Annotated in this window: 25 protein-coding genes; 17 read left to right on the top strand and 8 right to left on the bottom strand. The window is 64.4% G+C overall.

Going from position 1 to position 25977, the window contains the following annotated elements; all coding sequences use genetic code 11:
* From BMX67_RS14270 to purU, 8 genes are all read left to right on the top strand, one after another.
* Positions 1-365 (top strand): ABC transporter permease subunit (locus BMX67_RS14270; RefSeq protein ID WP_139206536.1); only part of this gene is annotated, 365 nt, incomplete at its 5' end.
* Positions 366-413: 48 nt separating this feature from the next.
* Positions 414-767, top strand: coding sequence for a cupin domain-containing protein (locus BMX67_RS14265; protein WP_090736374.1), 354 nt, complete (start codon positions 414-416; stop codon positions 765-767).
* A gap of 312 nt (positions 768-1079) precedes the next feature.
* Entirely contained in the window at positions 1080-3512 is a 2433-nt protein-coding gene (locus BMX67_RS14260; RefSeq protein ID WP_090736371.1) for a GcvT family protein, read from the top strand.
* Between the two features lie 13 nt (positions 3513-3525).
* Positions 3526-5970 (top strand): GcvT family protein, encoded by a 2445-nt coding sequence (locus tag BMX67_RS14255; protein ID WP_090736368.1) that lies wholly within the window; start codon positions 3526-3528, stop codon positions 5968-5970.
* 36 nt (positions 5971-6006) lie between these two features.
* On the top strand, positions 6007-6759 hold the full coding sequence (locus tag BMX67_RS14250; RefSeq protein WP_090736366.1) for an electron transfer flavoprotein subunit beta/FixA family protein: 753 nt from the start codon (positions 6007-6009) through the stop codon (positions 6757-6759).
* A complete protein-coding gene (locus tag BMX67_RS14245; protein ID WP_090736363.1) occupies positions 6759-7679 on the top strand; it encodes an FAD-binding protein in 921 nt (306 codons plus the stop codon). The genes BMX67_RS14250 and BMX67_RS14245 overlap by 1 nt, the downstream gene beginning before the upstream one ends.
* A 3-nt stretch (positions 7680-7682) precedes the next feature.
* On the top strand, positions 7683-8588 hold the full coding sequence (gene folD, locus BMX67_RS14240) for a bifunctional methylenetetrahydrofolate dehydrogenase/methenyltetrahydrofolate cyclohydrolase FolD (RefSeq protein ID WP_090736360.1): 906 nt from the start codon (positions 7683-7685) through the stop codon (positions 8586-8588).
* Entirely contained in the window at positions 8585-9469 is an 885-nt protein-coding gene (purU, locus tag BMX67_RS14235) for a formyltetrahydrofolate deformylase (RefSeq protein WP_090736358.1), read from the top strand. Before folD ends, purU begins: the two co-directional genes overlap by 4 nt.
* 73 nt (positions 9470-9542) lie before the next feature.
* On the opposite strand, the gene BMX67_RS14230 is transcribed toward purU, so the two are convergent.
* Positions 9543-10079, bottom strand: a complete 537-nt coding sequence (locus tag BMX67_RS14230) for a peroxiredoxin-like family protein (protein WP_090736355.1) — start codon at positions 10077-10079, stop codon at positions 9543-9545.
* 389 nt (positions 10080-10468) lie between these two features.
* On the opposite strand from BMX67_RS14230, the gene BMX67_RS14225 reads away from it, so the two are divergent.
* From BMX67_RS14225 to BMX67_RS14210, 4 genes are all read left to right on the top strand, one after another.
* Complete coding sequence (locus BMX67_RS14225; protein ID WP_090736352.1) at positions 10469-10984, top strand: YHS domain-containing (seleno)protein; 516 nt, start codon at positions 10469-10471, stop codon at positions 10982-10984.
* 69 nt (positions 10985-11053) lie between these two features.
* The gene (locus BMX67_RS14220) at positions 11054-12409 is read left to right on the top strand and encodes a tetratricopeptide repeat protein (protein ID WP_090736350.1); all 1356 of its coding nucleotides are present in this window, start codon (positions 11054-11056) and stop codon (positions 12407-12409) included.
* Positions 12410-12431: 22 nt separating this feature from the next.
* Positions 12432-13634 (top strand): OpgC family protein, encoded by a 1203-nt coding sequence (locus BMX67_RS14215; RefSeq protein ID WP_090736347.1) that lies wholly within the window; start codon positions 12432-12434, stop codon positions 13632-13634.
* 4 nt (positions 13635-13638) lie between these two features.
* Positions 13639-15159 carry an OpgD/OpgG family glucan biosynthesis protein gene (locus tag BMX67_RS14210; RefSeq protein WP_090736345.1) on the top strand — a complete coding sequence of 507 codons (1521 nt, stop codon included), beginning with the start codon at positions 13639-13641 and terminating at the stop codon, positions 15157-15159.
* Here the strand turns inward: BMX67_RS14210 and BMX67_RS14205 are convergent.
* Both BMX67_RS14205 and BMX67_RS14200 read right to left on the bottom strand, forming a co-directional pair.
* The gene (locus tag BMX67_RS14205) at positions 15156-16355 is read right to left on the bottom strand and encodes a CaiB/BaiF CoA transferase family protein (protein ID WP_090736342.1); all 1200 of its coding nucleotides are present in this window, start codon (positions 16353-16355) and stop codon (positions 15156-15158) included. The two genes, BMX67_RS14210 and BMX67_RS14205, sit on opposite strands and share 4 nt — an antisense overlap.
* 1 nt (position 16356) lies before the next feature.
* Positions 16357-17979, bottom strand: coding sequence for a thiamine pyrophosphate-binding protein (locus BMX67_RS14200; protein ID WP_090736391.1), 1623 nt, complete (start codon positions 17977-17979; stop codon positions 16357-16359).
* Positions 17980-18159: 180 nt separating this feature from the next.
* Between BMX67_RS14200 and BMX67_RS14195 the strand changes: the two genes are divergently transcribed.
* The gene (locus BMX67_RS14195; protein WP_090736340.1) at positions 18160-18651 is read left to right on the top strand and encodes a hypothetical protein; all 492 of its coding nucleotides are present in this window, start codon (positions 18160-18162) and stop codon (positions 18649-18651) included.
* 19 nt (positions 18652-18670) lie between these two features.
* Here BMX67_RS14195 and BMX67_RS14190 read toward each other — a convergent pair whose 3' ends face one another.
* A complete protein-coding gene (locus tag BMX67_RS14190) occupies positions 18671-19273 on the bottom strand; it encodes a TetR/AcrR family transcriptional regulator (RefSeq protein WP_090736337.1) in 603 nt (200 codons plus the stop codon).
* Positions 19274-19411: 138 nt separating this feature from the next.
* Here BMX67_RS14190 and BMX67_RS14185 point away from each other — a divergent pair, with 138 nt between their 5' ends.
* Positions 19412-19975 carry a carboxymuconolactone decarboxylase family protein gene (locus tag BMX67_RS14185; RefSeq protein ID WP_090736334.1) on the top strand — a complete coding sequence of 188 codons (564 nt, stop codon included), beginning with the start codon at positions 19412-19414 and terminating at the stop codon, positions 19973-19975.
* Positions 19976-20037: 62 nt separating this feature from the next.
* Here the strand turns inward: BMX67_RS14185 and BMX67_RS14180 are convergent, their stop codons facing one another.
* The 4 genes from BMX67_RS14180 to BMX67_RS14165 are packed head-to-tail and all read right to left on the bottom strand — an operon-like array spanning position 20038 to position 23405.
* Positions 20038-21654: an FAD-binding oxidoreductase gene (locus tag BMX67_RS14180; RefSeq protein ID WP_090736330.1), complete on the bottom strand. Its 1617-nt coding sequence runs from the start codon at positions 21652-21654 to the stop codon at positions 20038-20040.
* Positions 21655-21705: 51 nt separating this feature from the next.
* Complete coding sequence (locus BMX67_RS14175; RefSeq protein ID WP_090736327.1) at positions 21706-22329, bottom strand: glutathione S-transferase family protein; 624 nt, start codon at positions 22327-22329, stop codon at positions 21706-21708.
* A 21-nt stretch (positions 22330-22350) separates the two neighbouring features.
* A complete protein-coding gene (locus BMX67_RS14170; RefSeq protein WP_090736325.1) occupies positions 22351-22827 on the bottom strand; it encodes a nuclear transport factor 2 family protein in 477 nt (158 codons plus the stop codon).
* Positions 22828-22856: 29 nt separating this feature from the next.
* Positions 22857-23405: a carboxymuconolactone decarboxylase family protein gene (locus tag BMX67_RS14165; RefSeq protein ID WP_090736322.1), complete on the bottom strand. Its 549-nt coding sequence runs from the start codon at positions 23403-23405 to the stop codon at positions 22857-22859.
* A 107-nt stretch (positions 23406-23512) separates the two neighbouring features.
* Between BMX67_RS14165 and BMX67_RS14160 the strand changes: the two genes are divergently transcribed.
* The 3 genes from BMX67_RS14160 (at position 23513) to BMX67_RS14150 (ending at position 25944) form a co-directional block, all read left to right on the top strand.
* Positions 23513-24409, top strand: a complete 897-nt coding sequence (locus BMX67_RS14160) for a LysR family transcriptional regulator (protein WP_090736320.1) — start codon at positions 23513-23515, stop codon at positions 24407-24409.
* Between the two features lie 86 nt (positions 24410-24495).
* The gene (locus BMX67_RS14155) at positions 24496-25071 is read left to right on the top strand and encodes a TetR/AcrR family transcriptional regulator (protein WP_245739463.1); all 576 of its coding nucleotides are present in this window, start codon (positions 24496-24498) and stop codon (positions 25069-25071) included.
* 18 nt (positions 25072-25089) lie between these two features.
* The gene (locus BMX67_RS14150; protein WP_090736317.1) at positions 25090-25944 is read left to right on the top strand and encodes an SDR family oxidoreductase; all 855 of its coding nucleotides are present in this window, start codon (positions 25090-25092) and stop codon (positions 25942-25944) included.
* Positions 25945-25977 lie beyond the last annotated feature (33 nt).

Here is a 25977-nt window from a genome sequence, read left to right as displayed (position 1 = left end):
TGTGGGTGATGACCATCGCCGCGCGGGCGGGCGTGTCGGGGGTGAACATCACCAAGGTGCACGCGGCCTATTCGCTGGGGGCGTCGAAATGGCAATTGCTGCGGCACGTGATCCTGCCCAATTCGCTGCCCGAGATCTTTACCGGGGCGCGGGTGGCGATGGGGGTGTGCTGGGGCACGGTGGTGGCCGCCGAGCTGGTCGCGGCCCAGAAGGGCGCCGGCATGATGATCATCGCCGCCTCCAAGTTCCAGCTGACCGACATCGTCCTGATGGGCATCATCCTCATCGGAATCATCGGCTACGCAATCGACGTCATCATGAGACTCGCAGAACAAAAACTCGTCCCATGGAAAGGACAAAGCTGACATGAGGGGGAACAGGGCAATGCCCGATCCGGAAAGAAAGGACAGACCATGAAGATCATCGCCTTTACCGACCACCCGCTTGACAGCAGTCAGCGCCGCCTGGCCGATCTGCCCGACAGGGTGGTCGAGGGGGATCCCCAGCATCAGACCGACCTGCTGTTTCGCAGCCCCGATGGGGTGGTGATCGCAGGCATCTGGACCTCGACGCCCGGCAAATGGCATGCCTTCACCGATCGCGACGAATTCTGCCACATCATCAAGGGCCGCTGTGCCCTGATCGCCACCGATGGCGAGCGGCGTGAATTCACCGCCGGCCAGTCCTTCATGATCCCCAATGGCTTTACCGGCTACTGGGAGGTCATCGAAACGACCACGAAGCATTTCGTCATCCGCGAACACTAGGAAACTGCGTGTTTCCCGTGCATCCCGGCACATTTTCTGCCCCGGTGGCAGCGTGTCGGGGTGCTTTTGCCCAAACAGGCATCAATCCGTGCCTTGCCGCATAAAAATGAAAAAAACGGCAAAAATTTCATTGTCAGATTGTGAAGAATCGGACAATCTTTTCACAAGACAGGCTGGTTCGATCCTGTCGCCACAGGTCATCCGGATTCGTGGCGACAGCCTGAAAAGGGCAGGGACCGCGCCGCAGCTACCACCAGATACGATCCGCGTTCAGGGTCACGGATCGGCTTCATTCTCATCAGAGGTCCATGAATGACTATTCCTTCGACAGCACGAGTGGTGATTATCGGTGGCGGGGTGGTCGGCGTCTCGGCGCTGTATCACCTTGCCAAAGCGGGCTGGACGGATTGCGTCCTTCTGGAAAAGAACGAGCTGACGGCGGGGTCGACCTGGCACGCGGCAGGCAACTGCCCGAACTTCGCGGCGAATTACGGCGTGATGAACATGCAGCGCCACGGGCTGGCGCTGTATCGCGGCCTGGCCGACGAGGTGGATTACCCGATCAACTATCACGTGACGGGCGCGGTGCGGCTGGCCCATACCCATGACCGGATGATGGAGTTCGAGCGCGTGCGCGGCATGGCCGCCCATATGGGCCTGACCATGGACATGTGCACGCCGGACGAATTGCAGAGCCATTTCCCCTTCATGGAGACGCATGACCTGGAAGGCGGCCTCTGGGATCCGCTGGACGGCGATATCGACCCCAGCCAGGTCACGCAGGCGCTGGCCAAGGGCGCGCGGGCGCATGGCGGCACGATCCTGCGCTTCACCCCCGCCACCGGCGTCAGCCGCAAGGATGGCGAATGGATCGTCCATACCGAAAAGGGCGATATCCGCTGCGAATACGTGGTGAACGCGGCGGGCTACTATGCCGCACGCGTCGGCGAATGGTTCCTGCCGCATGGTGGCCGCCCCGTGCCCCTGTCCGTGATGAGCCACCAGTATTTCCTGACCGAGGCCATCCCCGAGGTTGCCGCATGGTCCAAGGAACATGGCCGCAAGCTGCCGATGCTGCGCGACGTGGACAGTAGCTATTACCTGCGGCAGGACACGCATTCGTTGAACCTGGGGCCGTATGAACGCAACTGCCAGGTCGGCTGGGCCTCGGGGCAGGACATGCCCGCCGATTTCAGTTTCCAGCTGTATCCCGACGATCTGGACCGGCTGGAATGGTATATCGAGGATGCGATGGCGCGGGTGCCGCTGCTGGGCACGCAAGGCGTCCAGCGCAACATCAATGGGCCGATCCCCTATGCGCCGGACGGGCTGCCGATGATCGGGCCGATGCCGGGCGTGCCGAACGCGTTCGAGGCGCACAGCTTTACCTTCGGGATCGCGCAGGGCGGCGGCGCGGGCAAGGTGCTGTCGGAATGGATCATGCATGGCCATACCGAATGGGACATGTGGTCGGTCGATCCGCGCCGTTTCACCGGACATGCCGACGCGGCATATTGCACCGGCAAGGCGCTGGAGACCTATGGCCACGAATACGCGATGCATTTCCCGCATCACGAATGGCCCGCCGAACGCGACCGCAAGCTGTCGCCGAACCACGAACGCTTGGTGGCGGATGGCGGGCAGATGGGCGCCTATAACGGCTGGGAACGCGCCAACTGGTTCGCACAGCCAGGCGACGACACGTCCGAGGAAGCGACCCTGACCTGGGATCGCAGCGGCCCGTGGGAACCCCGCGTCCGCGCCGAGGTCGAGGCCGTGCGCGACGGCGTGGGCGTGATCGACCTCTGCGGTTTCTCTCGCTTCGCGCTGTCGGGCGAGGGGGCTGCCGAATGGCTGCGCGGCATGGTCGCCGGCGGCCTGCCCAAGGTCGGGCGCATGAACCTGGTCTATTTCCCCGACAGCCGTGGCCGCGTCCTGACCGAGATGTCCTGCATCCGCCACGCCGATGACGAATTCACCCTGATGACCGCCGCCCTTGCGCAATGGCACGATTACGAGGTGCTGTCGCGCCGGATGCCCGCCGGTCTGACCCTGACCGACCGCAGCGCCGATGTGACCGCGATGCTGGTGACGGGGCCGAAATCGCGCGATCTTCTGGCCGCGATCTCGGATGCGGATCTGTCGCTTGGCTGGCTGTCGCATCAGCAGGCGACGGTGGCGGGCAAGCCCGCGATGCTGGCCCGCGTGTCCTTTGCCGGCGAACTGGGATGGGAGGTGCACGCATCCCCCACTGACGCCGCCGCGATCTATTCGGCGATCCGCGATGCGGGGGCCGCGCCCTTCGGGATGTATGCGCTGAACTCGATGCGGATCGAGAAGGGCTATCTGACCTGGAAGGGCGAATTGTCCAGCGACTACACGCTGATGGAAACCGGGCTGGGCCGCTTCGTGAAGCTGGACAAGCCGCAGGACTTCCCCGGCAAGGCCGCGCTTCAGGCCGAAACCGCACCGACCCGCCGCCTCGTGACGCTGGTGGTCGAGCCGGGCCGGCAGGACGCGCCCTATATGGCGGCGGTTTTCCAGAATGGCATCCGCGTGGGCGAGGTTCTGTCCGCCGCCTATGGATACCGCACGGAAAAGGCCATCGCGATGGCGATGCTGTCAACCGACGCCGCCGCGCCGGGCACCGAACTTGAAATCGAAATCTATGGCCAACGGCTGAAAGCCGTCGTGCAGCAGGACGCGTGCCTCTGGGACGCCGACAACAGCCGCATCCGGGCCTGAAAGGACAAAGACCATGGCATATCCCCCTGAAAAAGCGCGTGTGGTGATCGTCGGTGGCGGGGTGATCGGTTGTTCGGTCGCCTATCACCTGACCAAGCTGGGCTGGAAGGACGTGGTTCTTCTGGAACGCAAACAGCTGACCTCGGGCACCACCTGGCATGCGGCGGGCCTGATCGCCCAGCTGCGGGCATCCCAGAACATGACGCGCCTGGCGAAATACAGTCAGGAACTGTATGGCAGCCTGGAAGAGGAAACCGGCGTCGCGACGGGCTTCCGGCGCAACGGCTCGATCACCGTGGCCCTGTCCGAGGAACGCCGCGAAGAGATCCTGCGCCAGGCCTCCATGGCCCGCGCCTTCGGCGTCGAGGTCGAGGAAATCAGCCCTTCGGAACTACAGACCCGCTATCCGCATCTGAATATCGACGGCGTGAAGGCGGCGGTCTATCTGGACAAGGACGGGCAGGGCGATCCGGCCAATATCGCGCTGGCGCTGGCCAAGGGCGCGAAACAGCGCGGCGCGCAGGTGCTGGAACGCACCAAGGTCACCGGTTTTCGCCGCGACGGCCGCCGCATCACCGGCGTCTCGTGGGAGGCCGAGGGCGCAAGCGGCATGATCGAATGCGATCACGTCGTGAACTGTTCGGGCATGTGGGGCCACCAGGTCGGCCGCCAGATGGGCATTAACGTGCCCCTTCATGCTTGCGAGCATTTCTACATCGTCACCGACGCGGTGCCGGGCCTGCAGCAGCTGCCGGTGCTGCGCGTTCCCGAGGAATGCGCCTATTACAAGGAGGACGCGGGCAAGATCCTGCTTGGCGCCTTCGAACCCGTCGCCAAGCCCTGGGCGATGAAGGGCATCCCCGAGGATTTCGAGTTCGACCAGCTGCCCGAGGATTTCGACCATTTCGAGCCGATCCTGGAAATGGCCGTGAACCGCTTGCCGATCCTTGCGGAGACCGGCATCCACACCTTCTTCAACGGGCCCGAGAGCTTTACCCCCGATGACGCCTATCACCTGGGTCTTGCCCCCGAGATGGACAATGTCTGGGTCGCGGCGGGCTTCAATTCCATCGGCATCCAGTCGGCGGGCGGCGCGGGCAGCGCCTTGGCATCCTGGATGGACACGGGCGAAAAGCCCTTCGATCTGGGCGATGTCGATATCGCGCGGATGCAGCCCTTCCAGGGCAACAAGCACTACCTGTTCGAACGGTCGAAGGAGACGCTCGGCCTGCTTTATGCCGATCACTTCCCCTATCGCCAGAAGGCCACCGCGCGCGGCATCCGCCGTTCGCCCCTGCACGAGGCGCTGAAAGCCGAAGGCGCGGTCATGGGGGAACTGGCCGGTTGGGAACGCGCCAACTGGTTTGCGGATCCGGGGCAGAAGGCGGAGTACGAATATTCGTGGAAACGCCAGAACTGGTTCGACAACGCGGCCCGCGAACACAAGGCCATCCGCGAGAATGTGGGCCTGTATGACATGTCGTCCTTCGGCAAGATCCGCGTCGAGGGGGCCGATGCCGAGGCGTTCCTGAACCACATCTCGGGCAGCGACCTGTCGGTGCCGGTGGGCAAGATCGTCTACAGCCAGTTCCTGAACAGCCGCGCGGGCATCGAGGCCGATGTGACCATTAACCGCCTGGCCGAGGATGCCTATATGGTCGTGACCCCGGCGGCGACGCGTCAGGCCGATCAGGCATGGATGCGCCGCCATCTTGGCGACCGCCGCGTGACCCTGACCGACATGACCGCAGCCGAGGCCGTGATCTGCGTCATGGGGCCGAACAGTCGCGCCCTGTTGCAGCGCGTCTCGCCCAACGACTTCTCGAATGCGGCCAACCCCTTCGGGACATGGCAGGATATCGAGATCGGCATGGCCGTCGCCCGCGCCCACCGCGTCACCTATGTGGGCGAACTGGGATGGGAGATCTATGTGTCGACCGACATGGCCGCCCATGTCTTCGAGGTGCTGCGCGAGGCGGGCCGCGATATGGGTGCCAAGCTGTGCGGCCTGCACATGATGGACAGCTGCCGCCTGGAAAAGGGCTTCCGCCATTTCGGGCATGACATCTCGGCCGAGGATCACATCCTGGAGGCGGGCCTGGGCTTTGCGCTGAAGAAGGGCGACGGCGACTACATTGGCCGCGATGCCGTGATGCGCAAGCGCGAGGCCGGGCTGGACACGCGACTGGTGCAGTTCAAGCTGACCGATCCCGAACCGCTGCTGTATCACGCGGAACCGATCCTGCGCGACGGCCGGATCGTCGGTTTCCTGAGTTCGGGCGGCTACGGCCACCATCTGGGGGCGGCGATGGGCATGGGCTATGTCCCCTGCAAGGGCGAAAGCGTGCAGGATCTTCTGGCCTCGGATTACGAGATCGAGATCGCCGGGCAGCGGGTCCGCGCCGAGGCATCCCTGAAACCCTTCTATGACCCGAAGTCCGAACGGGTGAAGGTCTGATCCCTTGAAACTCAACGACAAACGAAAGGCGCAGCAATGAAGGTATTGGTGCCTGTGAAGCGGGTCATCGACTATAACGTCAAGGTCCGCGTGAAGGCCGACGGTTCCGGTGTGGACCTGGCCAATGTGAAGATGTCGATGAACCCCTTCGACGAGATCTCGGTCGAGGCTGCGATCCGCATGAAAGAGGCGGGCGTCGCCAGCGAAGTTGTGGTGGTGTCGATCGGCGACGCGAAATCCATGGAAACCCTGCGCACCGCGCTGGCGATGGGCGCTGATCGCGGCATCATGATCGAGGCGCCCGAGGCGACCGAGATCGAGCCGCTGGCCGTCGCCAAGATCCTGAAGGCTGTCGTCGACGAGGAACAGCCGCAGCTGGTGATCGCGGGCAAGCAGGCCATCGACAACGACATGAATGCGACCGGACAGATGCTGGCGGCGCTGCTGGGCTGGGGTCAGGCGACCTTCGCATCCGCGCTGGAGATTGCGGACGGCAAGGCGCAGGTCACGCGCGAGGTCGATGGCGGCTTGCAGAAGATCGAGGTCGCGCTGCCCGCCATCGTCACCACCGATCTGCGCCTGAACGAGCCGCGCTATGCCAGCCTTCCCAACATCATGAAGGCCAAGAAAAAGCCCGTCGCGGAAAAGACCGCCGCGGATTACGGGGTCGATACCACGCCCCGCCTGAAGGTCGTCGCGACCGAGGAACCCGCCGGCCGCGAGGCGGGCATCAAGGTCGGTTCGGTCGGTGAACTGGTCGAGAAACTGAAAGAAAGGGCGCTGGTCTGATGTCTGTTCTTCTTCTGGCAGAGGTTGCGGGGGGCGCGCTGGCGCTGGACGCGACCGCGAAATCCGCAAGCGCGGCGTCCGCCCTGGGTCCGGTCACCGCCCTGGTCTGCGGCCCCGCCGAGGCGGCGGCGACTGCTGCCGGCATCGCGGGCATCGACAAGGTGCTGCATTGCGCCGATGACAGCGTCGCCAACGGGCTGGCGGAAAACCTGTCGGCGCTGATCCTGCAACTGGCGGGCGGCGTGACCCATATCGTCGCCCCCGCGACGAACTCGGGCAAGAACGTGCTGCCGCGCGTGGCGGCGCTGCTGGATGCGATGGTGATAACCGACGTGACCAAGGTTCTGGACGCAAACACCTTCAAGCGCCCGATCTATGCCGGCAACGCGATCCAGACCGTGCAGTCGCAGGACGCGGTCAAGGTCCTTTCGATCCGCACCGCCGCCTTCGAGGCCGCCGCGACCGGCAATGCCGCGCCCGTGGAAACCGTCACCCTGTCCGACGCGCCCGCGCTGTCTGCGCATCTGGAGGACATGGTCGTGAAAAGCGACCGTCCCGAACTGTCCTCGGCCAAGGTCGTGGTCTCGGGCGGTCGCGGCGTCGGCTCCGAGGCCGATTTCGCGCTGATCTCGGGTCTTGCGGACAAGCTGGGCGCGGCGGTTGGTGCAAGCCGCGCGGCGGTCGACAGCGGGTTTGCCGCCAACGACCTGCAGGTCGGTCAGACCGGCAAGGTCGTGGCGCCGGACCTCTATGTCGCGGTCGGCATCTCCGGGGCGATCCAGCATCTGGCTGGGATGAAGGACAGCAAGGTCATCGTCGCGATCAACAAGGACGAGGACGCCCCCATCTTCCAGGTGGCCGATTACGGACTGGTCGCGGATCTGTTCGACGCCGTGCCCGAACTGACCGGGACGCTGTAGCCGATGGGTGCCCAGCTGATCGACGGCAAATCCTATGCGGCGGCGGTGCGTGCCGGTGTGGCGCAGCGCAGCGCCGCGCTGCATGCCCGGACCGGGCTGACGCCGGGTCTGGCCGTGGTGCTGGTCGGGCAGGACCCGGCCTCCGAGGTCTATGTCCGCGCCAAGGGCAAGCAGGCGGTCGAGGCGGGCATGCGCAGCTTCGAACATCGCCTGCCCGCCGACACGCAGGCCGACGACCTGCTGGGCCTGATCCACCGGCTGAACGACGACCCGCAGGTGCATGGCATCCTTGTGCAACTGCCGCTGCCTGCGCATCTGGATGCGCGGGCGGTGATCAACGCGATCTCGCCCGCCAAGGACGTGGACGGGTTCCACATCTCGAATGTCGGGATGGTGGGCACCGGACAGGACGCGATCGTGCCCTGCACCCCCCTTGGCTGCATGATGATGCTGCGCCATCACCATGCCGATTTCCGGGGCCTGACGGCGCTGGTGATCGGGCATTCCAACATCGTGGGCAAGCCGATGGCCCGGCTGCTGCTGAATGCCGATTGCACGGTGATGGTGGCGCATAAATCCTCGACCAACATCCCCGAACTGGCGCGCATGGCCGATATCGTGGTGGTGGCCGCGGGCGTGCCTGGGCTGGTCCGGGCCGAATGGATCAAGCCCGGCGCGACGGTGATCGACGTGGGCATCAACCGCATCCAGCGCGACGGCAAGCCCGCCCTTGTGGGCGATGTCGATTTTGAGAATGTCCGCCACGTCGCGGGCGCGATCACCCCGGTTCCGGGCGGGGTCGGTCCGATGACGATCGCCTGCCTTCTTGCCAATACGCTCAGCGCGTTCTGCCATCAGAACGGGCTTGAGGATCAGCCCCTTCTTCTGGACGAACAGGATCCGACATGACCAATTACTGCCTTACCGTCACCTGCGCCTCGCGGCGCGGGATCGTGGCCGCGATCTCGACCTTTCTGGCCGATCACGGTTGCAACATCACCGACAGCAGCCAGTTCGACGATCAGGAAACCGGCCAGTTCTTCATGCGCGTCAGCTTTACCCCCGAGCAGGGCGCGGCACTGGCCGAGTTGAAAGACGAATTCGCCCCCGTGTCCGAGGAATTCGGCATGACCTTCCAGTTCCATGACGAAGCCACGAAGATGCGCGTCGCGATCATGGTCAGCCGCTTCGGCCATTGCCTGAACGACCTGCTGTACCGCGTCCGCATCGGGGCACTGCCGGTCGAAATCGTCGCGGTCATCAGCAACCACATGGATTACCAGAAGGTCGTGGTGAATGCCGATATCCCGTTCCACTGCATCCGCGTGACCAAGGAAAACAAACCCCAGGCCGAGGCCGCGATCATGAAGGTGGTCGAGGAAACCGGGGCCGAACTGATCGTGCTGGCACGTTACATGCAGATCCTGTCCGATGAGATGTGTCAGAAGATGTCGGGCCGGATCATCAATATCCACCACTCGTTCCTGCCCAGCTTCAAGGGTGCGAACCCCTATAAACAGGCCTATGAACGTGGGGTGAAACTGATCGGCGCGACCAGCCATTATGTCACCGCCGATCTGGACGAAGGCCCGATCATCGAACAGGACATCGTCCGCATCACCCATGCCCAAAGCGCGACGGATTACGTCAGCCTTGGCCGTGACGTCGAAAGCCAGGTCCTGGCACGTGCGATCCACGCGCATGTCCACCATCGGGTTTTCCTGAACGGAAACAAGACGGTGGTGTTCCCCGCCTCGCCCGGATCCTATTCCAGCGAGCGGATGGGCTGATCTGCGGCCTTTGGATCATCAGGCGGCGCGGCTTGGTCGCGCCGCCTGACAAGGGCCGTTTACCGACCCACGCCTACAGGTGGGTGCCGCGGATGGGATAGTTGTTTTCGGGGTCGCGGATGAACCGGATGCCGCCGATCAGCAACTTCAGATCAGGCCGCAGGAACGGCGCATTCGCGATATCGACGATCTGCAGATTGCCCTCGGCATTGACGACAAAGATCGCAGGTTCGGCAAAGGGGCGGTCGGTTTCCTGCGGACTGCGCGGGTCCGAGACATACAGCCCCAGCGTCTGCATCTGATCGGGCGTCAGGTCATGGCCCACGGCATAGGCCGGCTGAACCTGCGCCATCTGTTCTTCGACCTTTTCGACGGGATCGGCAGACACGGCCACCAGATCGACGCCAAGCTGGTTCAGATCCGAAACCGCGTCGTTCAGTTCGCGCAGATAGCGCGTGCAGATCGGGCAATGCTTGCCGCGATAGATCACGATCATGCGCCAGTCATGGCCGTTTTCAGGCTGCGCCAGCGTCAGCGTGCCGCCCCCCAGCCGAGGCAGGGTGATGTCGGGGAAACGCGCACCGGGGTGCAGTTTCTGGGATTGGGTCATGAAAAGGCTCCGTGGTTGAGGCGGCAGGCGCGACCTGCGCCGGCCTGTCTTTGGGCGTCATCGGCGGCATCGGGATCCCATCCGCTGGGGCGGCCTGCACCGGCATGACGACAGGCGTTGCCGAACGTGCCGATGAAAGGGATCTTCATGGGTGTCGCCCTGACCTGTCTTGTGCTGACACGGATCTAGGAAGGGGCTTGCGGCCAATCAACCGCAGGACGCGTTTCTTGCCTTTGACCGGATAGCGCCATCGACATCCTGTATCAGCCGGGTGACCGGACGCGGCCCGCGCTGCGGTCGGATCGTAGACGCATCACAAAAACGTGAACCATGTAACGGACCTGCCCGCGACTGCGAAACGCAAGACATCAATCATCAGGAGGCTGTCGATGTTCCGTTTCTCTTTTGCTGCAACTGCCCTGTCCGTGGCACTCAGCACCGGCGCGTTCGCGGGCGAGCAATATGTCGACAGCACTGGCTACGCTGTATCGGGCTATGATGTCGTGTCCTATTTCGACCTGCCGCAATCGCCGGTCGGCGCCGCGCAGCCTGCCCCCCAAAAGGGCCTGAAGGAATTCACCGCGCAGTATAACGGCGCCAGCTTTGCCTTTTCGTCGGCCCAGAATCGCGATCGCTTTCTTGCCGATCCGGCGGCCTTCGTCCCCCAATATGACGGCCATTGTGCCTATGGGGTCGCCAAGGGTGGCAAGGTTCCGGGCAATCCGACGCTGTGGCGGATCGTTGATGACAAACTTTACCTGAATATTACAAAGAATGTGGTTGGCTTCTGGGAAGAGGACATTCCGGGCAATATCACCGTGGCCTATGGCAACTGGAAGGACATCGAAGCTGACGACGCCTCTGACAAGGATATCCCCGATTTCCGGGCCGAGGCACCGATGTAAGGCTTTCTGGCATCCGCGCGGAAACGCCCATGCGGATGCCATTCCATTTCCCGCAGAAGAAAGTTTCCGATGAAGAACGACATTTGTGACGGCAACGTCAGCATCACCGACCCCACTGCGCTGGAGGAATGGAACAGCACCATTCGCGCCTTCCTTGCCCATGGCAGCCAGACGCCCGTGCATCTGGGCGCGGTGCTGGAACGGGAACCGGGCTTTGCGATGGGGCACGCCGCCAAGGGGCTGTTCACCCTGATGCTGGGCCGTCGCGAATTGATCGCTGCCGCGCAGGATGCGCTGGATGTGGCCTTGGCCGCGCTGCGCCAGGGTCAGCCCGCGCTGCGCGAAAGGCTGTGGTGCCGCGCGCTGTCCGCATGGCTTGCGGGCCGTCCGTCGGGCGCGATCGCCGCCATGGAAGAGGCGCTGCTGGACAATCCGCGTGACACGCTGTCGGCCAAGGTCTCGCACGCGATCCGCTTCATCCTGGGCGACCATTACGGGATGCGGCGGTCCATCGAGCGGGTGCTGCCCGCGCATGGCCCCGACCACCCGCTGCGCGGCTTCGTGCTGGGCTGTCATGCGTTTACCCTTGAGGAAACCGGCGATTACGCCGCTGCCGAGGCGGCGGGGCTGGAGGGGCTGCGTCACGCCTCGGACGATGCCTGGGGGTTGCATGCGGTCGCGCATGTCTATGACATGACCCATCAGCCGGATCGCGGCATTTCCCTGATCGAGGAAAACTGCGGAAGCTGGCTGCATTGCAACAATTTCCGCTATCACGTGTGGTGGCACAAGGCGCTGCTGCATCTGGACCGGGGAGAGCTGGACAAGGTGATCGAGCTGTATGACACCGAGGTCCGCCACGACCGCACCGACGATTACCGCGATTTTTCGAATGCCAGTTCGCTTCTGATGCGGCTAGAGCTGGAGGGCGTGTCGGTCGGCGACCGCTGGAACGAGCTTGCCGACCTGGCCGAGACCCGCGCCAACGATGCCTGCGTGGCCTTCGCGGATCTGCATTACATGATGGCGCTCAGCCAGCAAGGGCGGCAGCAGGCGACGCAGGCGATGCTGGAACGGTTCCACCGCGACGCCGCCGCCCCCGAGGCCGAGACACTGCGCATCATCGCCGATCCCGGCCTGACCGCAGCCGAGGGGCTGGCCGCCTATGGCGAGGGGCGCTATGCCGCCGCCTTCCGCAACCTTGCGCAGGCCCAGCCCCGCATGCAGACCGTCGGAGGCAGCCACGCGCAGCGCGACGTGTTCGAACGCATCACCATCGACGCAGGGATGCGGGCGGGCTATCTGTCGGAAACCGAGGCCCTGATCCGCAAGCGCACCGCGCTGCGTGGCGGGGTCGAGGATGCCTTTGCCGCCGCCCGCATGCAGCAACTCTCTGCCGCGATGCGGCTTGCCGCCTCTGCCTGAGACTGAAAGAGCACCGACCCGCATGACCATGGTCCAAGACATCTCCGATGCCGGTCGCGCCCCCGCCGCGACCGTCTCGGCCCCTGCTGCGCGCGTGCGCGATCCGCGACTGGATTTCTTTCGCGGGATCAACATGTTCATCATCCTGATCGCGCATGTGCCGTCGAACTGGCTGACGCTGTGGATCCCGGCCCGGTTCGGCTTTTCCGACGCGACCGAGGCCTTCGTCTTCTGTTCGGGCGCGGCCTCGGCCATCGCCTTCGGCAAGCTGTTCGAACAGCGGGGCATGGCGCTTGGGACGGCGCGGGTCGGCTTTCGCATCTGGCAGGTCTACTGGGCGCATATCGGGCTGTTCATGGCGATCGCCGCAACCATGGCGATGCTGAACGGGCTTGGCAGCTTCGAGAAGGACTATGTCGGGTCGCTGAACCTGCATCCGTTCTTCAATGATCCGTTGACGAATTTGCCCGCGCTGATGGGGCTGTTCTATGTCCCGAACTATTTCGACATCCTGCCGATGTATCTGGTACTGCTGGCGCTGATGCCGGTGGTGATCTGGCTTGCGGGCATCTCTCGGCTGCTGGCTCTGGCGCTGGTTGCGGGGCTGTGGCTGACCGCGAATATCGGCGACGTGAACTTCCCGGCCGAGCCGTGGTCGGACCGCCAGTGGTTCTTCAACCCGCTTGGCTGGCAGTTGATCTTCTTTACCGGCTTCGCCTTCTCGGCGGGCTGGATCCCGAAACCGCCGGTCGATTGGCGACTGGCGGTGATCGCGGCGGCGGTGGTGCTGCTGACCGTGCCCTTCGCCTATTTCCGCATCATCAATGCCATCCCCGAGATCGGCGCATGGCGGTCCGACTGGCGTTTCCTGATCCAGAAAAGCGATTTCGGCATCCTGCGCTATGTCCATTTTCTGGCCGTCGCCTATCTGGCCTGGATCGCTGCGGGCGAGGCCGGGCACCGCCTGCTGCCGCCGGGCGGGCAGGGGGCCATCGCCCGCATCTGGCGCGCCTGCCTTGCGATGATCATGAAGGTCGGGCAACAGTCGCTGGCGGTGTTCATCGCCTCGATGTTCATGGCGCGGCTGATGGGCGTGGCACTGGATCAGGCCGGTCGCAGCAACTGGACGATGTTCTGGGTCAACCTGACGGGCGCAGCACTGCTGATCACGGTGGCCTATGTCGCGGGCTGGTTCAAATCCCACCCCTGGCGCAAAAGGGCCTGAGCCGATGCAGCGTCGATCCGTCCTTGCCGGCCTGATGGCCGCAGCCCTTGCCCCCCGCGCGACATGGGCCGAGCAACCCGGCCTGACCCTTGGCGATGCACAGCCCTTTTCGCGTGACGATCTGGTCGACAGGGCGCGCGGCATGGCCGCGGCGATGCACCGCCCGCGCCCGCAGATCCCGCAGGCGTGGCGCGATCTCAGCTATGATCAGTACCGGATGATCTGGTTTGACGGGCGCAACGCCTTGTGGCGCGACGGGCGGGGACCGGTTCAGGTGGACCTGTTTCCGCCGGGGCTTTATTTCCCGCGCCCTGTCCGGATTTCCGTGGTCGATGGGGGGCAGACCCGCCCGGTCTTGTTCGATCTGGATGTCTTTGACCGCACCGACAAGTTCCCGGATCTGCCCATCGACGACACGCTTGGCTATTCCGGGCTGCGCCTGCGGGCCGAGATCGAGAAGCCCGGCATCTTCCAGGAATTTGCCGTCTTTCAGGGCGCCAGCTATTTCCGGGGGATCGGCACCGGGCAGATCTATGGCCTGTCGGCCCGCGGCCTTGCCATCGACACAGCCGAACCAAGCGGCGAGGAATTCCCCGAATTCACCGATTTCTGGATCGAACGTCCGGCGGACGGCGCGCGCGAAACCGTCATCCATGCGTTGCTGGACAGCCCGCGCGCGACCGGTCTTTACAGTTTCCGCATCCGCCCCGGCGCGGTTCTTGAAATGGACGTGACCGCGCATCTGTTCGCGCGCCAGCCCCTGTCGCATGTCGGGCTGGGGCCGCTGACCTCGATGTTCCTGTTCGACGAGACCATCCGCGACCGGTTTTCGGATTTCCGGCCCGCCGTCCATGACAGCGAGGGGCTGCTGATCCATAACGGCGCGGGTGAGACGATCTGGCGGCCCCTGTCCAACCCGCGAGAGCTGCAGATCTCGGCCTTTGTCGATGACGGTCCGCAGGGCTTCGGCCTGATGCAGCGGGCACGAGGCTTCAGCGATTTCGCCGATCTCGAAGCGCTGTACCATCGCAGACCCAGTCTGTGGGTCACGCCGGATGCCGATTGGGGGCGCGGGGCCGTCACGCTGGTCGAGATCCCCGCCGATCGAGAGATCTTCGACAATATCGTCGCCTATTGGCGCCCGTCCGAACCGATCCTGCCCGGTGCCGAACACCGTTTCGGATACCGCCTGTCATGGGGCGATGATCCGGCGCCCCCGCGCGGGCTGGCGCAGGTCACGAATACGCGGATGGGCCGTCACATGCAGACGCAGGACTGGATCATCACGGTCGATTTCGCCCCGCATCCCGATCTGGAGGGCGATCTGTCGACGGTCGAGTTCATGACCCGCAGCAGCGCGGGGCAGGTCAGCGGCGGCGTGCTGCAGCGCAACCCCGATACCGGGGGCGCGCGCCTTGCCGTGACCTTCACCCCCGGGACCGCGACCCTGGCCGAGCTGCGCGTCCAGTTGCGCGCCCCCGACCGCCCCCTGTCCGAGGTCTGGCTGTATCGCTGGACGGCCTAGTCGCCGTCCAGCCCCAGATCCCGCCTGACGCGGTCGGTATCGGCCCCGAAACGCGGCGGTGCACTGCGATAGGTGACGGGCGTGCGCGACAGTTTCAGCGGATTGCCCAGCAGTCGCACCTGCCCCTTTTCCGTCTCGGGGGCGTCCATCGCGACGGTCATCTGCCGGGCCTGCGCCTGTTCCGAATTCAGCGCCTGATCCAGATCGTTGATCGGCCCGACGGGGACCTTCACCGCCTCCAGCCGATCAACGATCCATGCGACCGGATGGTCGGCCAACAGCGGGCGCAGTTGCGCGATCAGCGCGTCGCGGTTCGCCAGCCGCGCGGGGTTCGTCGCATAATTCGGGTCGGCTGCCAGATGCGTTGCGCAGAACACGTCGCAGAACCGCGCGAACTGCGCGTCATTGCCGACGGCGACGATCACATGCCCGTCCGCGGCCTGGAACACGTCATAGGGCACGATGTTCGGATGGGCATTGCCGCGTCGCTGTGGCAGCTGCCCCGAGGTCAGGAAATTCGTGCCCTCGTTGATCAGCCAGGCCATCTGCGCATCGACCAGCGCAAGGTCGATATGCTGTCCCTCGCCGGTGCGGTCGCGGTGGCGCAGCGCGGCAAGGATGCCGATGGTGGCATACATCCCGCACATCACGTCCGCGATGCCGACGCCCACCTTCATCGGCGGGCCTTCGGGGGCGCCGGTCAGGCTCATGATGCCGCCATAGCCCTGCGCCATCAGGTCATAGCCGGGCTTGTCGCGGTTCGGCCCCGTCTGCCCGAACCCCGAGATCGAGCAGTAGACAAGCCCCGGATGCCGCGCCAGCAGCGTGTCGTGGTCCAGCCCGTACTTGACCAGTCCGCCGGGCTTGTAATTCTCGATCACCACATCGGCGCGGGCGGCCAGCGCGGCAACCAGATCGCGCCCTTCGTCGGTGCCCAGATCGGCAGCGACCGATTGCTTGTTGCGGTTCGCGGCCATGAAATACGCGCTGAGATCGCCCGTGCTGCCATCCTTCATCGTGGCATAGGGCGGCCCCCAGCCGCGCGTGTCGTCGCCGCCGCTGCGCGGGTTCTCGATCTTGATGACTGTCGCGCCCAGATCGCCCAGAAGCTGCGTTGCGGTCGGTCCGGCCAGAATGCGCGACAGGTCCAGGACGACCAGCCCCTCCAGCGCCATCGGCGTCTTGTCGTTGGTCATGTCACAGCCGCCCGTCATAGGATTTGCGGTCGATCACCGCCGCGATGACGGTAAAGCGGGTCTCGGCCATGGCGGCCTGCAACGCGTCTTGCAGTTCGGCGCGATTGCGCACGGTATGCCCCGCGCCGCCGAAGGCACGTCCGATCGCCGCGATGTCCGGCCCCTCGAAATCGACCCCGTTCGAGTTCAGCCCCATCTGGCGCTGCTTCAGGTCGATCAGCGCAAGGCTGGCATCGACGAAGACGACGAAGATCGCGGGCGTGCGCAGTTCCGCCGCCGTGGCAAGTTCGCCCGCGACCATCAGGAAACCCGCATCCCCGGAAAACGACACCACGTGGCGTTCGGGTGTTGCCAGCGCCGCGCCGATGGCCAGCGGCACCGCGCAACCCATCGTGCACAGCCCCGAGGATTGCATCAGGCCACGTGGCTCGGTGCAGCGCCACATCTGCGACAGAAGGATGCGATGCGCGCCGCTGTCGGCGGTGGCCAGCGTGCCTTCGGGCAGGGCGGTCATGCAGGTGTCGATGACGGCGGCGGGGCCCCAGTCCTCGTCGCGCGGAAAGGCCGCGGCGAGTTCGGATTTCAGCCGGGCGATGCGGTCGCCCCATGCGGCGCGGGGCGTCACCCCAAGCGCCAGCGTGGCCAGCGTGGCCCCGCAATCGGCCACGAAGTTCACGCCCGCCTGATGCATGTAGTGGTGGTTCGGCGCGGCGGTGATGTCGATGACGGGCACGGTCGCGGCGTCCCACGGGTCGCGCCAGCCCACGCGCATCTCGATCGGGTCATAGCCCGCGCAGATGATCAGGTCGGCCTCGGCCAGCAGGGGCAGCAGCAGCCGGTCGGCCTTGGGCGACAGGCCCGCCGCGCCAAGCGACAGGGGGTGATCCTCGGGGATGAGGCCCTTGGCCTTGTAGGTCGAGATGACGGGCGCGCCGAAGCTTTCGGCGAAATCGCGGATCGCGGCACCGGCATTCTGGTTCATGGCGTCCAGACCCATGACGATCACGGGACGTTCCGCCGCCGCCAGCCATCGCCGCGCCTGCGCCAGATCGCCGCCCTCGGCGGGTTGCAGGGGCGGCGCATCCCTGCGGTCGAAGGCGGGACGGGCGGCCACGGGCGCCGAGGCGACGGAAATCGGCACGTCGATATGGACCGGACCGGGGCGGCCTTCGGTCGCGATGGCGACAGCCTTGTCGGCAATCGCCGCCGCCGCGCCCGCATCGAAGGTGAAGCTGGCCTTGGTGACGGGGCGGAACACCTCGCGCTGGTCCAGCACCTGGTGGGTATAGGTCGCGGCCTCGGCCGGGTCGATCGCGCCCGAAAGCACGATCATCGGCACGCGGTCCTGCCGCGCGTTTTCGACCACGTTGACGGCGTTCAGGGCACCCGGCCCGACGGTCGTGACCAGAAGCGCGGGCGCGCCGGTGCGGTGATAGACCCCTTCGGCCATGAAGCCTGCGGCGTTTTCGTGCTTGGCCAGCACGAATTCGATCCCCGCGCGGGCCAGCGCGTCGATCAGGGCCAGCACCTCGCCCCCCGGCATGCCAAAGGCAAAGCGGCATCCCGCGCGATATAACCGTTGTGCCAGGATGTCGGCTGCGGTGACGGAACTGTCTTGCGTCATGAAATCGTCCACTTTTATGGTCATGCTATTCCTCACCACGTCCATTCGTGACGGGAACCGCTTTCCTTTCACGGGTCAGGTAACAAATGCGTGATGTTGACGGGGCCTGTGTAACTTTGAGGCCGCTGGACCGGAATTGGAACATGAAACAAGCAAACAATATCCAGACGGAGCGTAAGAATGACTGATCCTCGCCAGACCGCCACCCCGCCCCTGAACAGCGACACGATGATCGCGATGCTGATCGCCGGGTCCGTCGCGACCGTCGCCTTCGACCTGTGGGGTCAGGCGATCAGCCCGATGCTGGGTTTCGCCAATCTTGCGCCCGCGGGGCTGGCACGGTCGCTGCTGGGCACGTTCGGGTTGCCGAACGGTGCCTGGGCCGGCAATTTCATGCATCTGTTTCTGGTCGGCCTGATCGCCTATCCCGTGGGCTGGCTGTATATCTTCCGCCCGCTGCAACAGAAATTCGCGCCGGCCATTCCGATGCTGCTATCTTCGGCCATCTACGGTTTCGGACTGTGGATCTTTGCAATCGGCGGGATCACCGCGATCGCCGGACTGAAATTCTTTCTGGGCTTCACCGGGATCACCTGGGTCGCGCTGGTCGGTCATGTGCTTTATGGCATCGTCGCCGCGCTGACCTTCGACTATCTGGCCAAACGCCGCTAGGCCCGGCCCGGTCCGCCTGTCATTGCAGCGAGGGTTGCGACAGCAGGCGGATCTCTTCTGCCAGATCGGCACAGAGTTGGCGCATCTTTTCGGGGTCTGTTTCCCGCTGCGCCTGAATTTTTAGCCCGAAAATATAGGTCTGGACCCGCAGCGCAAGCCGGTCCGGATCCGCATCGGCAGGCAGCTCGCCCGATGCCCTAGCCTTGCGGAAGGCCGTGGCGATCACATCCTCGATCCGATCAAGATGGGCCGAGATGAAGGTCCGAAGATCGCCGTCCCTTGGCGCCTCCAACAGTGATTTCACCAGCATGCAGGCAGTGGATGGCCGGTCACAGGGCGTCAGGTCCGACAGCCCGACCAGATGCCCGCGCAAGGCCGCCAAGGGCGAGGGGGCATGTTCCACCAGCGCGACCAGATCGGCCTCCATCCGCGCCGAATAACGATCCAGCGTTTCGCGAAACAGCGCCTCTTTGCTGTGGAAGGCCGCATAGATCGAACCGGGCCGCAAGGACAGCGCCTGTTCCAGATCCTTCAGCGAGGTCGCGTGATACCCCTTGACCCAGAAAAGCGTCATCGCGGCGTCCAGCGCCTTGTCGCGGTCATATGATGCGGTGCGTGCCATGGACGCAAATTACGGGCGGTTGCGCCGCTGTGCCAGCATAATCACAGAGATGTGTTGAGCGATTGCTCAAGAATATTGTTGAGCATTCGCTCAAATATCCCCAGATTGGCGTCGAACCCGAAACCGAAAGGACATCAGATGACCAAGTTCGAACGCTTCGACGAAACCAATGCCCCCGAAGCTGCCCTGCCGCTGATCGAAAAGTCGAAGGCCGCTTTCGGCCGCCTGCCGGGTCTGCACGCCGTCATGGCCGGTGCGCCCGCGCTGCTGGACGGGTATCAGGTGCTGCACCGCCTGTTCGCCGAAGAAACCTCTTTCGATGCCGATGAAAAGACGGTCGTCTGGCAGGCGATCAACGTCGCCCATGAATGCCATTATTGCGTGCCCGCCCATACCGGCATCGCCAAGGCCATGAAGGTCGGTGATGATGTCATCGACGCGCTGCGCGATGAAACCCCGCTGCCGACCCCCAAGCTGGAGGCGCTGCGCACCTTCACGCTGGCCATGCTGGAAAGCCGTGGCAACCCGACGGACGAACAGCTTGATGCCTTCTATGCTGCGGGCTACGGCGATCAGCAGGTGCTGGAAATCATCCTGGGTCTGGCCCAGAAGGTGATGAGCAACTACACCAACCACATCGCCAAAACGCCGGTCGATGCACCGTTTGAAAAATTCGCTTGGACCCCGGTGTCCAAGCGCTAAGTCGGTTATCTGACAGGAAAAACCAACAATCCCGGCCAGTTTGGCCGGGATTTTTTTGCGCGTCAGAAAGTTTCGAACCGGATCTGCGCGGCGGGAATGCCCGACTGTTCAAGTTCGTCCTGCATCTGGGCCACGAATCCCGCCGGACCGCACAGCATGAACCGCGCCGTGGGGTCGGGGATCAGCCGGCGGACATCTGCGGCATTCATCCGACCGGCGATGTCGTAGTCGCGACCAGCCACATCCCGGGCCTCGGGGCGGCTGTAGAACACCCGCCGATGCAGATGCGGGTGGCTGTCGACAAGCGTGGCCACCTCGGCGCGGTGGGCGTGATCGCCCCCGTTTCGCGCGCCATGCAGAAACCATGTCTGCCGACCTTCCGCCGCCGCCGCATGCAGCATCGACAGCATCGGTGTCAGCCCCACCCCCGCGCTGATCAGGACAAGCGGGGCGTCCACCTTTTCGGTGACGAAATCGCCCGATGGCGACTGTGCCTCGATGATCGCGCCGGTCTGCACCTGATCGTGCAGAAAGCGCGAGACAAGACCCTGCGCTTCGCGTTTCACGCTAAGCCGGTAGGTGTCGGCGCCCGGCGGCCCCGACAGGGAATAGCTGCGCGCCGTCGTGCCCGCCTGTCCGGGGATCTGCACGGTGATCGGAAGATGCTGTCCGGGCGTGAACGGGTCCAGCGGCCTGCCATCGGCGGGCGCAAGATGAAACGAAGTGATCTGCGCGCTTTCCTGAACCTTGCGCGTCAGTTTCAGCCGCCGCGCAAGATGCGCCTGCCTGGCCCAACGCAGGGACAGGGCGGCGGGGCGCTGAATCACGCAGTCGATATCCAGCTCGATCATCCGCCAGGCGTCACCGTCACGGGTGTCGCGGGGATCCCAATCGACGTGAGCCTTGCCGCTCAGATGCAACAGCCCGCCGGTCTCGAAATCGATGAACAGTAGCCCGACGCGCGGATCGGCCATGATATTGCCAATGGTGTTGAAGAAATTGTTGCCCATGTAGTCGGGGATCAGCAGGCGGGTCGGGCTGACGACCTGAACGAAGCCGGGCGGGCCGCCGCGATGGGACGCGTCATACCCGTCCGAGGCCTCGCCCCGTGTGCCATATTGACCCGAGCCGATGAACAGCGTGTCCGCCGCACGGATCTGCGCGATCTGGTCGGGGGTCAGTTGCTGTCCCCGAACGGGGGTGCCGGGGGTGCCCGGCACGCGGCGCAGGCTGCGCTCGTGGATATATTGCGGGCAGTTGCCGAATGTCTGGGTCATGCGGATCAGCGACCCTTCCGGGGTCGGGCTGATCTTTCCGCTGAACCGGTTGCGGCGGCGGCTGCCCAGATCGATCCCGACCGCACCGATATCGCCGCCCCCGCGCAGCCGCTCGGCCAATGGGTCATCGGCGGGTATGGCGCTGCGCAGGGCAAGATGCTGCGGATCGGGCGAGGTGATGAATCCGTCCGGTCCCTCGATCACAGTGGCCCAGACCTGTCCGGCGGCATCGCCACCCGACACGACCAGAAACGGCAGCGCGGTGTGAAACTGCCGGTGCTGTTCGGGCAGGTAGTCACGGACAAAGCCGCCCGCCCATTGCGACACGTCACCGACCCCGGCACGTTGCTGGGCGGCACGCTCTCCGGCGTGGAAGGGGTTGGTCTGGGATGTGCTGGTCATGGCATCGGCCTGTGAAAAATGCGGGCCGGGGCGAAACCCCGGCCCTTGGTGTCAGGCAAGTTCGGGCAGCGGCGAGGTCGCCATCGGCACGAAATCGGGCTGTGCCTCGACCCGAGCCAGCCAAGCGCGCAGCGCCGGATAGGGGGCCAGATCGACACCGCCTTCGGGCGCATGGGCGATATAGCTGTAGCCCGCCACGTCGGCGATGCTGATCTGGGCCGTGGCCAGCCAGTCGCGCCCGGTCAGATGCGCCTCCATCACGGCGAACAGGTCATGCGCCTTGGCAACCGCGGCTGCGTGGTCATGCGTGGTGCCAAACACCTTGACCAGACGCGCGGCGCAGGGGCCCGCATAGATGTTGTCGGCCGCGACCGTCAGCCAGCGCTGCACCTCGGCGGCGTCCTTTGCCTCGGTCGGCATCCAGTGGGTGCCGGGTGCGTAGGTCTGCACCAGATAGACAAGGATCGCGTTGCTGTCAGCCAGCGTATAGCCGTTGTCGTCGATTGCCGGGACAAGGCCGAAGGGGCTGATCTTCAGGAAGTCGGGTGCCTTGTGGGCGCCGTTGGCCATGTCCAGATCGATGGTTTCATAGGGCAGGCCCAGAAAGGCCAGCATCAGTTCGACCCGGTGGCAATGGCCGGATTTCGGGTTGCGGTACAGTTTGATCGGGGTCATCGGTTATCTCCTTTTCGGGGGTTACAGGCCAAGGTCGCTGAGGCCGGGGTGGTCGTCGGGGCGGCGCCCCAGCGGCCAGTGGAACAGGCGGTCTTCCGGGCGGATGGGCAATTCGTTGATCGAGGCATGGCGATGCGCCATCAGCCCGTTCTCGTCGAATTCCCAGTTCTCGTTTCCATAGGCGCGGAACCAGTTGCCGCTGTCATCGCGGTATTCATAGGCATAGCGCACCGCGATGCGGTTACCGCCAAAGGCCCACAATTCCTTGATCAGGCGATAGTCCAGTTCCCGCGTCCATTTCCGGGTCAGAAAGTCCTGGATCTGGTCGCGGCCCTTGGGAAATTCGGCGCGGTTGCGCCAGGTGCTGTCCGGCGTATAGGCCAGCGCGACACGCGCGGCATCGCGGCTGTTCCAGCCATCTTCGGCAAGCCGGACCTTTTCACGCGCGGTTTCTTCCGAAAACGGCGGCAGGGGCGGGCGCGAACTGTTCTGTGTCATGATCTTGATCCTTGCTGCGGGTTCAGGGATCAGGCGCGGTTGGCCTTGACCAGCGGGAAGTCGACCTCGGTCGCGAAGGCTTCGTTGACGTAATTCGTCAGCGTGTTCAGCGCGACATGGACGACGATCTCGACCAGTTCACCGTCCGAAAAGCCCGCCTCGCGGGCGGCCTGCACATCCTCGGCGCTGACGCGGCCACGCTCGGCGGCGATTTTCAGCGCGAAGCGCAGCGCCGCGTCGGCCTTGGCATCGGTCGAGCTGCCGGCCCGGTTCGCCGCCAGTTCGGCATCATCCAGCTTGGCCAGATTCTTGCCGATATAGGTGTGGGCGCTGTTGCAGTAGTCGCAGCCGTTGTAATTCGCGATGGCCAGCGCAAGGCGTTCGCGTGTGGCCGCGTTCAGGCGGCCTTTTCCCAGCGCGCCGCTGAGGCCCAAATAACCTTCCAGCGATGCGGGGCTGTTGGCGATCAGTCGAAACAGGTTCGGCACCGTCCCCAGCGATTTCTTGACGCCTTCCAGCAGCGGCTGGCTGGCTTCGGGCGTGTCGGCGATGGTGGCGGGGGTCGTGATGCGGGACATGGGCTTTCCTTTGGCTGTGTTGATGATCCCGAAGGTAATTTGCGCCGTTCTGCGAATTAATATAGCATCCGTGAAAGTCACTATTTCACTTTATGTGAGCAATCAGCATGGATCGACTGCAAAGCCTGGAAGTCTTTGTCGCCGTCGCCGAGGCCGAAAGCTTTGCCGCCGGGGCACGGCGCATGGGGCTTAGCGCGCCGTCGGCCACGCGCGGCGTCAACGCGCTTGAAGAACGTCTGGGCGCACGGCTGTTCACGCGCACCACCCGCCGCGTCCGCCTGACCGAGGTCGGCAAGACCTATCTGGAGGATGCGCGGCATATCCTGGCCCAGTTGCAGGCTGCCGACAGCGCGGCCACCGGTGCGGCGGCCGTGCCCAAGGGCGAATTGCGACTGACATGTTCGAACGAGTTCGGGCGCATCTATGTGACGCCGATCCTGACCGAGTTTCTGCATCTTTACCCCGATGTCGCGGCCGATGTGGTCATGGTCGACCGGGTGGTGAACATGGTCGAGGAAGGCTTTGACGTGGCGGTTCGTATCGGGCCGCTGCCATCCTCGGGGCTGGTGGCGGTGCGGGTCGGCAGCGTGCGCCGCGTCATCTGCGGGTCGCCGGATTATTTCGCGCGTCATGGCGTCCCTCAGGTGCCCGGCGATCTGACGGCGCATCAGATTGCCGCCGCGGCGCCGGTCAGCCCGATGGCGGAATGGCGCTTTGGGCGCGACCAGTTGCAGATGGTCCGGCTGATGCCGCGCCTGCGGCTTAGCAGTGTCGCCGCCGCGATCGAGGTCGCCCGGCAGGGGTGGGGGCTGACGCGCGTTCTGTCCTATCAGGTCGGCCCGGACCTGGTCGCAGGCAGGCTGCAGACCGTGCTTGAGGATTGCGAGCCCGAGCCGCTGCCGATCCATCTGGTCCATGTCGAGGGACGCCGCGCCCCGGCGAAAGTTCGCAGCTTTATTGAGCTTGCGCGGCAGCGGCTGCGTTCGGCGGCGATCCTGAATTGAATCGGGGTCGTAAAAAGATGGCAGGCCTACTTGATAATGAAAATTCATTATCATATATGTCCGCCATCAGACAGGACAGAGGGACCATGCCCCGCACCACCAAGGACCAGACCTATCGCAAGCTGCGCCGCGCCGTGATCGAAGAGGCCGTCGCCAAGGGCTTTGCCGCGACCGGCGTGGCCGGCGTCGTCGCGCGTGCGAAAGTGTCGGCGGGCACCATCTATGTGCATTTCGACAACAAGGACGACATGTTGCGGCAGGTCTATATGGACCTGAAATCCGAGTTCCACGAACGGGTGACTGCCCCGCGCCACCTGACCGATGCCAAACAGATGATCCATGGGATGTGGCGGGCGATGTTCGATTTCGTGCGTGCCGATCCCAAGGGCTTTCTGTTTCTGGAATCCGGCAGCACCGCAGGCATTCTGACCGATGCACAGAAAGACGTGGCTGATGGCTATGCCGCCGACATCGCCCAGCTTTTGCAGCGTGGCATCGACAGCGGCGTGCTGGCCGATCTGGACCCGAAACTTCTGTCGCTGCTGTTGGTAGCGCCCGCGATGCAACTGGCCCGCGGGGCCGCATTGTCGGATCGCCCCATTACCGACGAGATCGTCGAACAGACCTTTGACCGCGTCTGGCTGTCGATCGCAAAGACCTGATCCCGAAAAGGACAAGACATGACCAAAACCGTTCTCATCACCGGCACCTCGACCGGGCTGGGCATTGCCATTGCCATCCAGTCGGCACAGGCGGGCCATACCGTCTATGCCACCATGCGCAATCTGGACAAACGCGATGCGCTGGATGCGGCCGCCAAGGACGCTGGCGTCAGCCTGAATGTGCTGCCCCTTGATGTGCAGGACAGCGACAGCGTGACCGCCGCCGTCGACCGGATCGTCGCCGAACAGGGCCGCATCGACGTGTTGGTGAACAATGCCGGTATGGGCTATGCCCGCAGTCTGGAACAGGCGGATGAATCCGATATCGCCCGCATTCTGGACATCAACTACATGGGTGTGGTCCGCTGCATCAAGGCGGTCATGCCGCATATGCGCAAGGCCCGCGCCGGCCATGTCATCAATATCAGCTCGGTCGGTGGCCTTGTGGGCCAGCCTTTCAACGAAGTCTATTGCGGCGCGAAATTCGCCGTCGAGGGCCTGACCGAAGCCATGGCCAGCTATATCACCCCGGCCTTCGGCATTCAGTTCACGGCGATCGAACCCGGCGGCATCGCGTCCGAATTCGCCAATACCGTGCTGAAGCAGATCACCGAAACGGGCGGTATGCTGGAAGATGAATACCTGCCGATCCTGCAGAAATACGTGGCCGGATCGCAGACCCGGCAGGGCGAGGATGTCTATCAGACCGCAGATCAGGTCGCGGCGGTCGTCCTGCGCGAAATGCAGGCCGAACAGCCGGCGCTGCGGACGCGGACTTCGGCCTGGGCCGAGGAATTCACCCGGCTCAAGACCGGCCTTGATCCCGATGGCCGCAAGCAGCAGCAGATGGTGATCGATCAGATCATGGGCTGAGGCCAAGCAGATCACGACTTTGCGAGGCGGTGT

The organism is Paracoccus homiensis, assembly GCF_900111675.1.
GTDB classification, from domain to species: domain Bacteria; phylum Pseudomonadota; class Alphaproteobacteria; order Rhodobacterales; family Rhodobacteraceae; genus Paracoccus; species Paracoccus homiensis.
Note: the sequence above shows the minus strand (reverse complement) of the source record. Positions and strands in the feature narration are given on the sequence as shown.

Excerpts from the sequence above, each read along its gene's own strand:
- BMX67_RS14265 (WP_090736374.1), top strand. The coding sequence starts at position 414 with ATGAAGATCATCGCCTTTACCGACCACCCGCTTGACAGCAGTCAGCGC.
- BMX67_RS14260 (WP_090736371.1), top strand. The coding sequence starts at position 1,080 with ATGACTATTCCTTCGACAGCACGAGTGGTGATTATCGGTGGCGGGGTG.
- BMX67_RS14255 (WP_090736368.1), top strand. The coding sequence starts at position 3,526 with ATGGCATATCCCCCTGAAAAAGCGCGTGTGGTGATCGTCGGTGGCGGG.
- BMX67_RS14250 (WP_090736366.1), top strand. The coding sequence starts at position 6,007 with ATGAAGGTATTGGTGCCTGTGAAGCGGGTCATCGACTATAACGTCAAG.
- BMX67_RS14245 (WP_090736363.1), top strand. The coding sequence starts at position 6,759 with ATGTCTGTTCTTCTTCTGGCAGAGGTTGCGGGGGGCGCGCTGGCGCTG.
- folD (WP_090736360.1), top strand. The coding sequence starts at position 7,683 with ATGGGTGCCCAGCTGATCGACGGCAAATCCTATGCGGCGGCGGTGCGT.
- purU (WP_090736358.1), top strand. The coding sequence starts at position 8,585 with ATGACCAATTACTGCCTTACCGTCACCTGCGCCTCGCGGCGCGGGATC.
- BMX67_RS14230 (WP_090736355.1), bottom strand. The coding sequence starts at position 10,079 with ATGACCCAATCCCAGAAACTGCACCCCGGTGCGCGTTTCCCCGACATC.
- BMX67_RS14225 (WP_090736352.1), top strand. The coding sequence starts at position 10,469 with ATGTTCCGTTTCTCTTTTGCTGCAACTGCCCTGTCCGTGGCACTCAGC.
- BMX67_RS14220 (WP_090736350.1), top strand. The coding sequence starts at position 11,054 with ATGAAGAACGACATTTGTGACGGCAACGTCAGCATCACCGACCCCACT.
- BMX67_RS14215 (WP_090736347.1), top strand. The coding sequence starts at position 12,432 with ATGACCATGGTCCAAGACATCTCCGATGCCGGTCGCGCCCCCGCCGCG.
- BMX67_RS14210 (WP_090736345.1), top strand. The coding sequence starts at position 13,639 with ATGCAGCGTCGATCCGTCCTTGCCGGCCTGATGGCCGCAGCCCTTGCC.
- BMX67_RS14205 (WP_090736342.1), bottom strand. The coding sequence starts at position 16,355 with ATGACCAACGACAAGACGCCGATGGCGCTGGAGGGGCTGGTCGTCCTG.
- BMX67_RS14200 (WP_090736391.1), bottom strand. The coding sequence starts at position 17,979 with ATGACGCAAGACAGTTCCGTCACCGCAGCCGACATCCTGGCACAACGG.
- BMX67_RS14195 (WP_090736340.1), top strand. The coding sequence starts at position 18,160 with ATGACTGATCCTCGCCAGACCGCCACCCCGCCCCTGAACAGCGACACG.
- BMX67_RS14190 (WP_090736337.1), bottom strand. The coding sequence starts at position 19,273 with ATGGCACGCACCGCATCATATGACCGCGACAAGGCGCTGGACGCCGCG.
- BMX67_RS14185 (WP_090736334.1), top strand. The coding sequence starts at position 19,412 with ATGACCAAGTTCGAACGCTTCGACGAAACCAATGCCCCCGAAGCTGCC.
- BMX67_RS14180 (WP_090736330.1), bottom strand. The coding sequence starts at position 21,654 with ATGACCAGCACATCCCAGACCAACCCCTTCCACGCCGGAGAGCGTGCC.
- BMX67_RS14175 (WP_090736327.1), bottom strand. The coding sequence starts at position 22,329 with ATGACCCCGATCAAACTGTACCGCAACCCGAAATCCGGCCATTGCCAC.
- BMX67_RS14170 (WP_090736325.1), bottom strand. The coding sequence starts at position 22,827 with ATGACACAGAACAGTTCGCGCCCGCCCCTGCCGCCGTTTTCGGAAGAA.
- BMX67_RS14165 (WP_090736322.1), bottom strand. The coding sequence starts at position 23,405 with ATGTCCCGCATCACGACCCCCGCCACCATCGCCGACACGCCCGAAGCC.
- BMX67_RS14160 (WP_090736320.1), top strand. The coding sequence starts at position 23,513 with ATGGATCGACTGCAAAGCCTGGAAGTCTTTGTCGCCGTCGCCGAGGCC.
- BMX67_RS14155 (WP_245739463.1), top strand. The coding sequence starts at position 24,496 with ATGCCCCGCACCACCAAGGACCAGACCTATCGCAAGCTGCGCCGCGCC.
- BMX67_RS14150 (WP_090736317.1), top strand. The coding sequence starts at position 25,090 with ATGACCAAAACCGTTCTCATCACCGGCACCTCGACCGGGCTGGGCATT.